This window comes from Methylobacterium amylolyticum (genome assembly GCF_030700245.1).
Classification (GTDB): domain Bacteria; phylum Pseudomonadota; class Alphaproteobacteria; order Rhizobiales; family Beijerinckiaceae; genus Methylobacterium.
The window spans coordinates 130834-143829 of the sequence record NZ_JAUYZI010000011.1 but is presented as its reverse complement, the minus strand read 5'-3'; the positions used below and the strand labels follow the sequence as shown (position 1 = coordinate 143829).

Annotated in this window: 14 protein-coding genes; 3 read left to right on the top strand and 11 right to left on the bottom strand. The window is 73.2% G+C overall.

Annotation, left to right across the window (positions count from 1 at the left end):
• Together Q8W71_RS10710 and Q8W71_RS10705 are read right to left on the bottom strand one after the other, a co-directional pair.
• Nucleotides 1–1151: ISAs1 family transposase (locus tag Q8W71_RS10710; protein ID WP_305525205.1), on the bottom strand; the 1151-nt coding region annotated here is incomplete at its 3' end.
• 254 nt (nt 1152–1405) lie between these two features.
• Nucleotides 1406–2443: an aspartate-semialdehyde dehydrogenase gene (locus Q8W71_RS10705; RefSeq protein ID WP_305525343.1), complete on the bottom strand. Its 1038-nt coding sequence runs from the start codon at nt 2441–2443 to the stop codon at nt 1406–1408.
• 323 nt (nt 2444–2766) lie between these two features.
• On the opposite strand from Q8W71_RS10705, the gene Q8W71_RS10700 reads away from it, so the two are divergent.
• A complete protein-coding gene (locus Q8W71_RS10700) occupies nt 2767–3612 on the top strand; it encodes a hypothetical protein (protein ID WP_305525342.1) in 846 nt (281 codons plus the stop codon).
• A gap of 138 nt (nt 3613–3750) precedes the next feature.
• Nucleotides 3751–4173, top strand: coding sequence for a hypothetical protein (locus Q8W71_RS10695; RefSeq protein ID WP_305525341.1), 423 nt, complete (start codon nt 3751–3753; stop codon nt 4171–4173).
• Between the two features lie 90 nt (nt 4174–4263).
• On the opposite strand, the gene Q8W71_RS10690 is transcribed toward Q8W71_RS10695, so the two are convergent.
• The 8 genes from Q8W71_RS10690 to Q8W71_RS10655 form a co-directional block, all read right to left on the bottom strand.
• Complete coding sequence (locus Q8W71_RS10690) at nt 4264–5247, bottom strand: hypothetical protein (protein ID WP_305525340.1); 984 nt, start codon at nt 5245–5247, stop codon at nt 4264–4266.
• 144 nt (nt 5248–5391) lie between these two features.
• The gene (locus tag Q8W71_RS10685) at nt 5392–5778 is read right to left on the bottom strand and encodes a ribosomal maturation YjgA family protein (protein WP_305525339.1); all 387 of its coding nucleotides are present in this window, start codon (nt 5776–5778) and stop codon (nt 5392–5394) included.
• A complete protein-coding gene (locus tag Q8W71_RS10680; RefSeq protein WP_305525349.1) occupies nt 5775–6689 on the bottom strand; it encodes a DUF817 domain-containing protein in 915 nt (304 codons plus the stop codon). The genes Q8W71_RS10685 and Q8W71_RS10680 overlap by 4 nt, the downstream gene beginning before the upstream one ends.
• A 48-nt stretch (nt 6690–6737) precedes the next feature.
• Entirely contained in the window at nt 6738–7409 is a 672-nt protein-coding gene (locus Q8W71_RS10675; RefSeq protein WP_305525338.1) for an alpha-ketoglutarate-dependent dioxygenase AlkB, read from the bottom strand.
• 5 nt (nt 7410–7414) lie between these two features.
• Nucleotides 7415–8050 carry a 2,3-bisphosphoglycerate-dependent phosphoglycerate mutase gene (locus Q8W71_RS10670; protein ID WP_305525337.1) on the bottom strand — a complete coding sequence of 212 codons (636 nt, stop codon included), beginning with the start codon at nt 8048–8050 and terminating at the stop codon, nt 7415–7417.
• 108 nt (nt 8051–8158) lie between these two features.
• Nucleotides 8159–8956, bottom strand: coding sequence for a 4-hydroxy-tetrahydrodipicolinate reductase (gene dapB, locus Q8W71_RS10665; protein ID WP_305525336.1), 798 nt, complete (start codon nt 8954–8956; stop codon nt 8159–8161).
• 272 nt (nt 8957–9228) lie between these two features.
• On the bottom strand, nt 9229–9726 hold the full coding sequence (gene bfr, locus Q8W71_RS10660; protein ID WP_305525335.1) for a bacterioferritin: 498 nt from the start codon (nt 9724–9726) through the stop codon (nt 9229–9231).
• Between the two features lie 46 nt (nt 9727–9772).
• Nucleotides 9773–10051: a (2Fe-2S)-binding protein gene (locus tag Q8W71_RS10655; protein ID WP_305525334.1), complete on the bottom strand. Its 279-nt coding sequence runs from the start codon at nt 10049–10051 to the stop codon at nt 9773–9775.
• Nucleotides 10052–10427: 376 nt separating this feature from the next.
• Here Q8W71_RS10655 and Q8W71_RS10650 point away from each other — a divergent pair, with 376 nt between their 5' ends.
• Nucleotides 10428–12239, top strand: a complete 1812-nt coding sequence (locus tag Q8W71_RS10650) for a sensor histidine kinase (RefSeq protein ID WP_305525333.1) — start codon at nt 10428–10430, stop codon at nt 12237–12239.
• A gap of 73 nt (nt 12240–12312) precedes the next feature.
• Here the strand turns inward: Q8W71_RS10650 and ruvA are convergent, their stop codons facing one another.
• Nucleotides 12313–12930, bottom strand: coding sequence for a Holliday junction branch migration protein RuvA (gene ruvA / locus Q8W71_RS10645; protein ID WP_305525332.1), 618 nt, complete (start codon nt 12928–12930; stop codon nt 12313–12315).
• Between the last annotated feature and the right edge of the window lie 66 nt (nt 12931–12996).

Genomic DNA, 12996 nt, shown 5'->3' with positions numbered 1-12996 from the left:
CGCATTTGGCTGATGAGGTCGGCGAGGTAGTCGTCGTTCCATCCGGCCAACTGTCGTTTGGTGTGCAGGGAGCCCTTCGTGGCGTCCTGGCGGATCAGGCCGAGGGCGAGGCGGCGCAGCAGGGCGAGGTTCTGGGCGGTGACGGCGTTGCGGGTGAGGATGGCGTCCTCGCGGAAGGCGACGTCGAGCAGCCAGTGCTGGTGGTTCTCGATCGACCAGTGGGCGCGCACCACGCGCAGGACCTCGGCGGGGTCGAGCCGCTGCGAGAGGGCGACGTAGCGGGTCTGGGGCGGCTCGGCCTCGGCAGGGGCGTCCACGTGCGTGCTGCGGCGCAGGCCGTCGACCCGGGCGATGGCGCACAGGCCGGCGAAGCCGTAGCGTTCGGCCCAGCCCGGCACGGCCCGGACCCAGGCGCGGCGCTCCTCGTAGCGGCCGTGGGCGGTGTGGCTGGTGCGGACGGCCGTCTCGGCATCGGCCTCGCCCAGCAGCGCCTGGGCGGCCGCGTGCAGCGGGCCGCGGTTGCCCTTGAGGATCAGGGCGTAGGCTCCGCCCCGTTCCAGGATGGCGGCGGCCGTGGCGCGGTTGCCGTGCAGGGCGTCGGGCGTGACGACGGCATCGCGCAGGTCGAGCAGGGCGATGACCTCGCGCGCGGCGGTGACCTCGCTGCGGTTGCGGGCGTGGCGCTGGGCCAGGACGAGGCGCTGCTCGGCGGCCCAGGCGGTGACGAGGTGCAGCGGGGTCGAGCGCCCGGCGCTCTGGATGGCGCCGCGCAGGGACTTGCCGTCGAGGGCGACGATGCGCGGGCGGCCGGTGCCGTCGGGCTCGTCCTGCGCCGCTTGGTCCTGCGCCGCTTGGTCCAGGGCTTTGGCGAAGGCGGCCATGAAGGCGCGGAACGCGGCCTCGAAGGCGAGCGGGTCGAGCGCCTGGAACAGGCGGCTGAAGGTGTCGTGGCTGGGCGCGCCGTGGGCGAGGCGGACGAAGCGGCGCAGCAGCGGCAGCTTGGCCCGGGCGAAGGTGGCGATGTCGACGCAGGTCTGGGCGCCGCACAGCGTGGCGGCCAGGGCGACCAGCAGAACCTCGTCGAGCCGATGGCGGGCGTTGGCCGCCCGCGGGTCCGGCACCGCCGCGAACAATCCTTGCACGGCCAGCATCGAGCGCCTCCTGCGTCTCAGGAGGCGTCAACGCATCGCCTTCAGCCCAGATCGAACCCCAAACAACCCATATGCAATCGCCCTGCCACAAGGGGGAGGGGTCAGGGGTGGGGGTGGTGCAGGATGGATCGCCGAGCTTCGTTCGGCGCCACCCCCACCTCCAACTCCTCCCCGCAAGGGGGAGGAGAGCGCGTCGCGGCCGGCATCGCGGGATGCCTGGAATCCAGCACCCCGCACAGGCAGCCGAAGGCGGCTCAGGCCGCGCGCTTCTCGCGGTTGAGGAGCTTGCGGTTCACCAGCACCTCGGCGATCTGCACGGTGTTGAGGGCCGCGCCCTTGCGCAGGTTGTCCGAGACGCACCAGAACGCCAGCCCGTTCTCCACCGTCGCGTCCTCGCGGATGCGCGACACGTAGGTGGCGTCCTCGCCGGCCGCCTCGTGCGGGGTGATGTAGCCGCCGGGCTCGCGCTTATCGACGACGAGGATGCCCGGCGCCGCGCGCAGGATCTCGGTCGCCTGCTCGGGCGTGAGCGGTCGCTCGAACTCGACGTTGACCGATTCCGCGTGCCCGATGAAGACCGGTACCCGCACGGCGGTGGCCGTGAGCTTGATCTTCGGGTCGAGCATCTTCTTGGTCTCGGCGACCATCTTCCACTCTTCCTTCGTGTACCCGTCCTCCATGAACACGTCGATGTGCGGGATCACGTTGAAGGCGATGCGCTTGGTGAACTTGCCCCCGGCCTTGATCTCGCCGGCGGTGAACACGGCGCGGGTCTGGTTGAACAGCTCGTCCATCGCCTCCTTGCCGGCGCCGGAGACCGACTGGTAGGTCGAGACGACCACGCGCTTGATCGTCGCCGCCTCGTGGAGAGGCTTGAGCGCCACGACGAGCTGCGCGGTGGAGCAGTTCGGGTTGGCGATGATGTTGCGCTTGGTGAAGCCGACCACCGCGTCGGCGTTCACTTCGGGCACGATCAGCGGCACGTCGGCGTCGTAGCGGAACGCCGAGGAGTTATCGATCACCACGCAGCCCTGCTGGCCGATGCGGGGACTCCATTCCTTCGAGGTCTCGCCGCCCGCCGACATCAGGCAGATGTCCGTGTCGGAGAAGTCGTAGGTGTCGAGGGCTTTCACCTTCAGGGTCTTGTCGCCGAAGGAGACCTCCTGGCCCTGGCTGCGGCGCGAGGCCAGCGCCACGACCTCGTCGGCGGGGAATGCCCGCTCGGCCAGGATATCGAGCATCTCGCGGCCCACGTTGCCCGTGGCGCCGACGACGGCGACCTTGTAACCCATCTCTCGTCTCCGCGCGTGTGAGGAATCCGGACGATCCGGGCCCCGCGCTCCGCGTCTCCAGAAAAAGCCGGGCGGGATCGTCCCGCCGGATCCGTGTTCCGGCCCGCCAAACGGGCGCGGCCGCCGCCCCGACCCCGAGGGTCGGAGGCGCACGGCCCCGGGCAGCAAGGCACCCGAATCCCCGGGCCTGTCAAGGGTGTGCGCTGCAACGCGCGATTCACCCTGCCCCGCGAAAGGCCCGCCCGGCGGACCCGCGGAAACCGGGCGGTGGCGGGGCGCGGGCGAGGGTTCGCCTCCCGCCACCCCGGACGCGAGGAGACGCCGTGCTGCCCGACCGGTCCCCCGACGATCCGGGTCCCGCCGACGCGGAGGCGCGCCGCCGGCCAGCGGCGTCCCGGCCGCGCGTCCTGCGCCTGACCCTGCAACTTACCGCCGCCGCCGGTCTCGTGGCCGGCCTCGGCCTCCTCGCCCGGACGCAGAGCCGTCCGGACGCCCCGCCCGCCGCCGACCTGTCCGCGGCGGCCCCGGCGGCCGCCCCTGTCCGCCCCGACCCTGTGCCGCTCGCCGCGAGCCCGGCGCGGCTGCTGCTCGCCGAGCCCGGGGCTGACCCGGTCCGCACCGAGCCCGGCCGCCTCGACCCGGCCAGCGGCCTGCGCGAGGACGCCCTCAGCCGCGGCGCCTTCGAGGCGCTGGAGACGCCCGCCCTGCGGCTGGTCCTCACCCGCGGCCCCGGCGCCGAGCGGGCGCCCGGCCTGTTCGTGCTGCTCGCCCGCCGCGCCGCGGTCGGGCCGGCGCTCGCCGTCACCCGCACCGGCGCCGCCGGGCGGATCGACACCCGCTTCGGCCCCGTCGAGACCCTGGAGGCGACCCTGTCGGGCCCGCTGGCCCGGGTCTGCATCGGCTTCGTCACCCGCGGCGCCGCGTTCCGCCTCGACGGCTGGCTCTGCGCGCCGCTCGGCCGTGCGCCGGAGCCGCGGGCGCTCGCCTGCACCCTCGACGCCCTCACCCTCGACGATCCCGCCGACCCGGCGGCGGTCGCGGCGTTCCGGGCCGGCCGGCCCGACGGCGCCGGAGGCTGCGACCGGCCCTCGGCCGCCGCCGACCCGGCCGGCCGGACCGGCTCGATCGACCGTTCGCGCCGCGGACGGGCCCGGCAGGCGAAAAATTAAGGCCATCGTGTGGCAAATCGCGTAAGCGTGGCCGTTTCTGGGGAACAACGGCCGAGCCGGAACGTCTTACTCCCAAGCGGCGGCGAACTGTTAAGCTCTCACCGCCATATTCCTCCCACTCACTCGCGAAGGACGGCCATGCGCTCCCTCAAGATCGCCCTCCTGGGCGCCCTCGCCACCGCCGGCCTCGGGGCTCTGACCACCGCGCCGGCCCAGGCGCAGGACGGCTACGGCGCCGGCCGGTTCTACTCGGTCAGCCGCCCGCTCCCGATCCGCGTCCGCCCGCGGAGCTGGCTCGACGCCGGCCCGGCGCCGCTGGCCTCGAACGTCCCCGGCGCGGGCGGTTCGCGCAACCCGGCGCTGAACCCCTACCTGATCGCCGCCTCGAACGCGCTGACGCCGCCCTACGGCCCGACCGACCGCTTTGGCCGCGGCGTGCTGCCGGATCCGATCACCAACGCGCCGTTCATCACCCGCCAGCAATCGGCGGTGCGCAACGTCGACCTGTCGTTCGTCGACCGGCTGGACCCGACCTCGCCGCTCTACGGCCGCCCGTACTGAGCCGACGCGTCGTCCACCTGCGGAGCGCGGGCCCCTCGGGCCCGCGTTTCTCGTTTCCAGGCCCTTCCCGACGCGCGGTCCGCGACCGCGCTACTTGACCTGCACGCTGTCCACGACCTCGCGGAATTTGGCCAGCGTGCCGGCCCGCTGGTCCTCGCGCACCACGCCCACGGCGCGCAGGTAGCCGTCGGGGTTGAAGCGGATCGTCTGCGCGACCACCACGGGGATGTTGGTGGGCATGTCGACCGCCCGGGCCACGATCTCGTGCCAGTCGCTGCCCTTCGTCCGGTAGCTCTGCGCGCGCTCGATCACGAAATCCTTCATCGTCTGGTTGGCGTACAGGGCCTGCCGGGCGAAGGTGTCGCGCTGGTCGGCGGTCGGCGGCTGCTGCACCGCCTGGGCCAGCACCAGGATCGGCTGCTCCAGGTTCTGGATCTGGTCCTTCGGCCCCTGCGTCATCAGCACCGAGTTGCCGGCGAGCACCCGCACCGGGCGGAACCCCGCCGTGTCGGGGATGCGGAAGGGCAGCGCGTCGACCTGCTCGGTCAGCGTCAGCGCCGGGCGGACGGTGACGCCGGTCACGAGCTTGCGCATCGTCTCCGGGCTCTCGGCGTCGGGCAGCGCCTGGGCGATGATCAGCCCGGTGACGGTCGGCGTACCGACCACGAGGATCCACTTGCGCACCGCCGGTCCGGCGGCGTTCGGGTCGCCCGGCTGCTCGCCGGTGTAGAGCATGCCCTCGTCGTCGCCGATCTTGATCGACTCGCGCTTCTCCACCGCGAAGCCCTGCGAGAGCAGGTTCGCGTCGGTGAAGCCGCTGACCAGTTCGGGAAAGGCGTTCGGCGGCAGTTCGACCACCGACAGGGTGGCGCCGCCGGCCTTCCGCTCGAAGCCCGAGAAGCGGCGCGACAGGCTCATGTCGGCCGGCGGCTCGAAGCCGAAGCGGGATCCGGGCGGGTAGACCGGGTCGGCGGCCCGGGTCGGAGCGGCGCCGGCCGCCAGCAGCATCGCCCCGAGGGCCAGGGCGCGGAGAGAGGGTGCCCCGAGGGACAGCTTGAGGTTGCGCACCCGCATGGAACCGAACGCTCTCCGACCGCCGCCCTGCCAGGGGATCGGCCCCCGATGCGTCGGCTGCCGCCGTGTCGCTGTCAAGCCGCCTCTCGGACCGTCTCCCGGACAGCTTCCCTGACCGCGCGCGGCGGCCCCGGGCCCGAACGCTCAGGCCGCCAGGACCCGGCGGAGCCGCCCGCCGAGGGCGGCCGCGGCCGCGATGCCGCCGGCATAGGCGAGGAGGTTCCAGGCGGAGAAGATCCGCCCGAGGGCGAGCTGCCCTGCCAGCGTCGCGCGGAATGCGTCCAGCTCCGGCGTGTGGACGAGCCGGGTGAACTCGATCGCCGCCGCCACCGCGCCGGCCACGGCGGCGCAGGCGCCCCGGTCCCAGCCCCCGGGCCGGACGGCCGCCGCGAGGCAGTAGAGCATCGCGCCCCAGAGCAGGCCGCCGCCGTAATGGTGGACGGGCAGCGGCAGCCCCCAGGGCACCAGCCGCAGGAGCAGCCCCGCGCCGATGACGAGGCCCGCGCAGACCGCGCTGGCGCCGCGGCTCACGGCAGCGCGGCGAGCGACCGGGCCGGCATCGCGGGTCTCAGCCGGACGATCCCGTTCACCCGCGCGACGAGGGTGTAGGAGACGATCATCAGGAGGAACCACGACGAGAGCTTGGCCAGCGGCACCAGGGACCACGCCGCCCGCTGGTGCGGGTAGAGCCACGCCCCGGAGACGGTGCCGATGTTCTCGGCGAACCAGATGAACAGGGCGACGAGGCCGAGGCCGAGGAGCAGGGGCATGGCGCGGTGCCGGCGCCAGATCTTGAAGTGCACGGTCGCCGGCCCGAACAGGAGCGCGGCGGCCGCGATCAGCACGAAGCGCAGGTCGTAGACCGCGTGGTTGGTGAGGAAGTTGACGTAGATCGCCAGCGACAGGATCGAGAGCGCCCACAGGGGCGGATGCCGGGTGAAGCGGAAATCGAACAGGCGCCACGCCCGGGCGATGTAGCTGCCGACCGCGGCGTACATGAAGCCCGTGAACAGCGGCACGCCGCCGATCCGGAAGACGCTCGCCTCGGGATAGACCCAACTGCCGATCGCGGTCTTGTGGATCTCCATCACCGTGCCGACGACGTGGAAGATCAGGATGACCTTGGCCTCGTCCAAGGTCTCCATGCGGGCGAGGAGCAGGGCGGCCTGGATCGCCAGCGCCGCGAGGAACAGGGCGTCGTAGCGGGCGAGCCACGCATCCGCCGGCCAGAGCAGCCGGGTCGCCACGATGAGCCCGAGCAGCAGGCCGCCGAACAGGCAGGCCCAGCCCTGCTTCACCCCGAAGCGCACGAACTCGTAGCCCGCGAGCCACAGGGGGCCCCGGGCGGCGGCCGCGACGCCCAGGCGCGCCTCGGCGCGGATGAACCGCCGGAGCGGCGGCCACAGCGCGGCGGCGCTGTCGGATCGTTCGAGGCGGCGCATCGGCACGGCGGTGACCGGGCTCCCGTGGCTGGACGCCCGGACAGCAGATCACGATGACGGCATTCCCGTGGCGCGGGTGACCCGGCGCAGGGTCAGGTTGCAGCGTCCGCCCGCCGGCAGCAGGCCGGGCAGCGGGTCCTCCGTCAGGGGATCGTCGGCCAACAGATCGTCGGCCGGGTAGAGGCGGTCGATCCCGTGGTGGATCAGGCGGGCGGGGCCGCCCATCACCAGGGCGTCGCCGGGCATCAGCCGCACCGAGCGGGTCGGGTCGCCGCGCCTCGGGCCGCCGTAGCGGAACAGGGCCGGCGCCCCCAGCGACAGGGAGACGACCGGGGCGGACAGTTCCGCCTCGTCGCGGTCCTGGTGCAGCCCCATCCGCGCGCCGGGGGCGTAGAGGTTGATCAGGCACGCCTCCGGCTCCGCCGGGAAGCCCGCCAGCGCCGCCCAGGCGCGGAGCGCGGACGCCGGGATCGGCGCCCACGGTGCCCCCGTCTCGGGGTGGGCCGGCTGGTAGCGGTAGCCGCGCACGTCCGACACCCAGCCGAGGGTGCCCGCGTTGCTCATCCGCACCGAGAACGGCTTGCCGGTGCGCGGCATCGTCGGCGTGAATGGCGGGGCGGCGGCGAGCGCCGCGGCGACCTCCGCGGCCAGCCGCCGGCGCGCCGGCCCGTCCAGGTAACCGGGATGGTGGATCAGGCCCGGGACGAGCGCGACCGCCACCGGATTCAGGCGACGTCGATGTCGCGCTCCAGCACCGCCTTCCCGGCCACCGTGGTGTCGGCATTGAGGTGGTAGACCAGCGGCACGCCGGTGGCGATCTCCAGGCCGGCGATGGTGGCGGGGGTGAGGTGGTCGAGCACCATCACCAGGGCGCGCAGGGAGTTGCCGTGGGCTGCCACCAGCACCCGCTCCCCGGACATCACCCGCGGCAGGATCTTCTCGATGTAGTAGGGCAGCACCCGCGCGGCGGTGTCCTTCAGGCTCTCGCCGCCGGGGGGCGCCACGTCGTAGGAGCGGCGCCAGACATGGACCTGCTCGGCGCCCCAGCGGGCGCGGGCGTCGTCCTTGTTCAGGCCCGAGAGGTCGCCGTAATCGCGCTCGTTCAGCGCCTGCGATCGCAGGGTCTCGATGTTGGAGAGCCCCATCTCCTCCAGGATCAGCGCGCAGGTGCGCTGCGCCCGGCCGAGATCGGAGGTGAAGGCCACGTCGAAGCCGTAGCCCTCGCCCTTCATCCAGCGGCCGGCCTTCACCGCCTCCTCGACGCCGCGGTCGGTCAGCCCCGGGTCGCGCCAGCCCGTGAACAGGTTCTTGAGGTTCCACTCGCTCTGGCCGTGCCGAGCGAGGACGAGCAGGCGCTCCATCTCTGTGTTCCGTTTCCGTCGTCGCGGCCGCTTGCCGCCTCCGGCCCGGCTCCTAGCAGGGCGGAGCCGCGCGCCATAGGCCGCGGCGCCACAAAACGGGCCCGCCGTTCACAGGCCGAGCACGTCGGCCATGGCGTACAGCCCCGGCGGCTTCGGGTGCGCCCAGAGCGCCGCCTTCACGGCGCCGGTCGCGAACAGGCCGCGGTCGGCGGCGTGGTGGCTGATGGTCAGGCTCTCGCCGGGGCCGGCGAAGATCACGCTGTGGTCGCCCACCACCGTGCCCCCGCGCAGGGTGGCGAAGCCGATGTCGCCGGCCCTGCGCGCGCCGGTGTGGCCGTCCCGGGTCGAGACGCGCACCGCCGGCAGGTCGACGCCGCGGCCCTCGGCGGCCGCCTCGCCGAGCAGCAGCGCGGTGCCCGAGGGCGCGTCCACCTTCATCCGGTGGTGCATCTCGCAGATCTCGATGTCGAACTCGTCGCCGAGCGCCTTGGCCACCCGGCGCACCAGCTCCGCCATCAGGTTGACGCCGAGCGACATGTTGCCCGAGCGCACGATGCGGGCGTGGTAGGAGGCCGCCTTCAGCGCGGCGAGGTCGTCCTCCGACAGGCCGGTGGTGCCGACCACGTGGACGATGCGGGCCTGCGCCGCCAGCTCGGCGAACTGCACGGTGGCGGCGGGCGCCGTGAAATCGAGCACCCCGTCGGCGGCGGCGAAGGCGGCGAGCGGGTCGTCGGTGACGGGAACGCCGAGCGGCGGCAGCCCCGCGAGCGTTCCCGCATCCTGCCCCAGCGCCGCCGCGCCCGCCCGCTCGATCGCCCCGGCCAGGGTGCAGCCCTCGGCCCCCGCCACCGCCCGGACCAGCATCCGCCCCATGCGCCCGTCGGCGCCGACCACCACGAGCCGCATTTCTTTCGAATCCTGCTCTGTATCGCCCTTCGCGGAAGGCCGCTCAGCAGGGCGTCTGATGCACGGGAACCCCCTCCCCCCTCTGCGGGGGAGGGTGGCCCGGCCGTGAGGCCGGGTCGGGAGAGGGGAGCCCGGCTTCAAGATATGTCGAGCGACGGGTGGCGGGCGCCATGTCCGGCACGGTCGCTCCCCTCACCCGACCCCCTTCTGAGGTCACCCTGTCCCGCAAAGGGGAGAGGGAGACCGTCGCGCGTGAAACCCCGTAACGTAACTTACTCGGTTTCCGGGGCGATCTGTTCCAGGCCGCCGATGTGCTTCTGGGCGTAGAGCGGCAGGCCGATCTGCTTGATCAGCTCCAGTTGCGTCTCCAGGAAGTCGATGTGGCCCTCCTCGTCCTCGGCCAGATCCTCGAACAGGCGCTTGGAGACGCGCTCGTTGATTGAATCGCAGTACTGCGCGGCTTCGAGGTACAGCGCCCGGGCCTCGTTCTCGGCGGCGAGGTCGCATTCCAGGATCTCCTGGACGTTCTGGCCGATCCGCAGCGGGTCGAGCTCCTGAAGGTTCGGAAAACCGTCGAGGAACAGGATCCGGTCGACGAACCGGTCGGCGTGGTTCATCTCCTCGATCGATTCCTTGCGCCAGAACTTCGCCAGCTCGACGTAGCCCCAGTCGTTGAGCATGCGGAAGTGGAGCCAGTACTGGCTCACCGCGGTCAACTCGCTGCGCAAGCCGCGGTTGAGATACTCGATAACCTTGGTGTCGCCCTTCATCCCCCGAACTCCTTCGCGCTCTGGTCCGGCGGAGGAGAGGGCCCGATCAGGCGGCCACAGCCTCCTCCGCATCCGCAGTTTGGAGCTTCACCAAACTACAGGCACTCGCGCAAGCCGTGGTGCAGGCATGGCCGCCCTCCGCGGGGACCGCTTCGCCGAGCGCCGCCTGCATGATCGCGCGGATCGTGCGGGCGCAGCGCCCGCATTTCGGGCTGCATCCGAGGCAGGCATAGACCTGGGCGGGCGTGCGCGGACAGCCCGGTCCCGGGGCGAGGCAGCCCCGGACGGCGCCGTCCGACAGGACGTTGCAGGAACAGACGATCATGCGAGGCGCAGCACCCGTCTTCCTTCAGGCCCCGATGGGGCCGATCTCCCGGTTCTTCGGCGCATCGCGTGACGAAATCGTGGCCGTCCCGCTATCGCCGCGTAGATTAGAACTCTTGAAAAGTGATGGCTTTTCAGGGCCTTACCGGATGCCGGGACATGGCATCCGGCCCCGCGCCGGTCAAGGGGGCGCATCTCAAGCGTGCGCGATCCTCTCGTGCCCGGCCCATCGCCCGGTCCATCCCTGCGCGCCGGTCGAGCCAAGCTTTGCGCCGGCACAGCGTATGATTCCGTACAGAAACAATCGAATTGTGCACGATAGGTCGAGGCGTTAGACTGGCGCTCTTCCCCGCCCCGAGCGCCGCGACGGCCATCGCGTGACCGAGAACGACTTGGCAACCCGCGACGCGACCGGCGACTCGGCGACCCGCACGCTGGCGGACCTCGAAGCCGAGAACAGGCACTTGCGCGCGGCGCTGGCCTTGGCCGGCATCGACGTGGAGCGCCTCAACATCGGCCGGATCGCGGTCGAGGCGGAGTTCCGCGCCCAGCTCGCCCGCAGCCGCGCCCAGACCGCCGACGTGCGGCGCGAGATCCGGGACGTGCGGGCCGGCGCCGTCGCGGACGGCGTCGCCCACCGCCGGGCCCTGGCCGAGGCGGCATCCGACCTCGCCGCCTCGCAGGACGTGGTGGCCGCGCTGCGCTCGAGCCGGGCGGCGCTCGCCCTGAGCGAGGAGCGGCTGAGCTTCGCCATCGCCGCCTCGGGCTCGCTCGGCTGGTGGGACTGGGACGTCCCGGCGGACCTCGTCTACGCGGGCGAGCGGTTCGCGCAGATGTTCGGCGTCGACCCCGCCGCCGCCGAGGCCGGCGCGCCGCTCTCCGCCTTCGTCTCGGGCATCCACGCCGACGACCGCGACTGGGTCGGCGAGCGCATCGCGCGCGCGCTCGCCGCGGGCGGCGATTTCAGCGAGGAGTACCGGCTGCGGGCCGCCGACGGCGCCGTGACCTGGGTTCACGCCCGCGGCCGCTGCTACCACGACGCGGACGGGCGTCCCGCCCGCTTCCCCGGCGTCGTCCTCGACATCACCGAGCGACGCGCCGCCGACCTGCGCAAGGACGCGCTGGTGGAGCTGGGCGACCGGCTGCGCGACCTGGAGGAGGTGGGGTGGATCGCCCACACCGCCGCCGAGATCATGGCGCGGGCGCTCGACGCGACGCGGGCGGGCTACGGCACCGTCGACCCGGCCGAGGAGACCGTTCTGGTTCATCCCGACTGGCGCGTTCCGGGGACCGCCAGCATCGCCGGCGCGCACCATTTCCGCGCCTACGGCAGCTTCATCGACGATCTCAAGCGCGGCGACACGGTAATCATCGACGATGTCGCCACCGACGCGCGCACCGCGCCGGAGGCCGGCACCCTGCTCGGCATCGGCATCCGCGTGCTCGTCAACGTGCCGATCCTGGTCCGGGGCCAGCTCGCGGCGGTGATGTTCGTCCACGACGACCGGCCCCGGCACTGGCGGCCCGAGGAGATCGCCTTCATCCGCACCGTGGCCGACCGCACCCAGGCGGCGGTCGCCCGGGTGCAGGCCGAGGAGCAGCAGGCGGTGCTCAACCGCGAGCTGTCGCACCGGCTCAAGAACACTCTGGCGCTGGTGCAGTCGATCGCCGCCCAGACCCTGCGCAACACCGCCGACCCCGAGGCCGCCCGCGAGGCGCTCTCCCTGCGGCTGATCGCCCTGGGCAAGGCCCACGACATCCTGATCGCCGCCGGCCAGGAGAGCGCCGACGTGGCCGAGGTGGTGCGCGGCGCCCTCGCCCTGCACGCCGACGCACCCGACCGCTTCCGCCTCGACGGCCCGTCCCTGCGCATCGGGCCCTCGGCCGCGCTGTCGCTGGCCCTGCTGCTGCACGAGCTCGCCACCAACGCCGCGAAGTACGGGGCCCTCTCGGCGGACACGGGTCATGTGGCCGTCGCCTGGACGGTGGAGGGGGCGGGGGAGGCCGCCTTCCGCCTCGCCTGGACCGAGTCCGGCGGGCCGCCGGCGGCGGCGCCGACGCGCAAGGGCTTCGGGACCCGGCTGATCGAGCGCGGCCTCGCCGGGGGCTCCGTGCGCAGCGACTATCGGCCGGAGGGGCTCGTCTGCACGCTCAGCACGCCGCTCGCGGGGATCCGGGCCGAGGCTTAGGGTCGTCTCGTCGCGCGCTCACGCGTCGGGCCGGCATCCGCCGCGAGGGTGAGCGCTCCGGTTCGGGATCGCTTCAGCGGGCGAGTTCCCGGAGCCCGAGCCGGATCAGCGTCTTGGCCTCCGCGCCCTCGCCCGCGCCCTTCAGCGCCGCGGCGATCGCCGCCGAGGCCTGGACCTGCGGGTAGCCGAGGTTGACCAGCGCCGAGATCGCGTCGGCTACCGGCTGCGGGGCCGAGCCCTCCTCCACCGCGCCGGCCAGCGCGACCAGCGCCGGGTCGACGGGGGCGAAGGCCGGCGCCTTGTCCCGCAACTCGGCCGCGAGGCGGGCCGCGAGCCGCGGGCCGACGCCGGGCGCGCGGGCGATCGCGCCCTTGTCGCCGGTGGCGATGGCGGCGGCGAGCGCGTCCGGCTCCAGCACCGACAGCACCCCGAGCGCGACCCGGGCCCCCACCCCCTGCACCGTCTGGAGCAGGCGGAACCAATCCCGCTCCGGGTCCGAGCGGAAGCCGTAGAGCCGGATCATGTCCTCGCGGACGTGGGTCTCGATCGACAGTTCCGCCGCCTCGCCGGCCTTCGGCAGCCGCTGGAGGGTGCGGGCCGAGCAGTGCACCACGTAGCCGACGCCCTGCACGTCGAGGATCACGAAATCCTCGCCGAAGGAATCCACCACGCCCCTGAGCTTGCCGATCATCGCACCGCCCGCCCGCCGGCGGCGGCCCAGCGGGCGCCGCGCGGCTCCTCTCGAACTTCGCGGCCC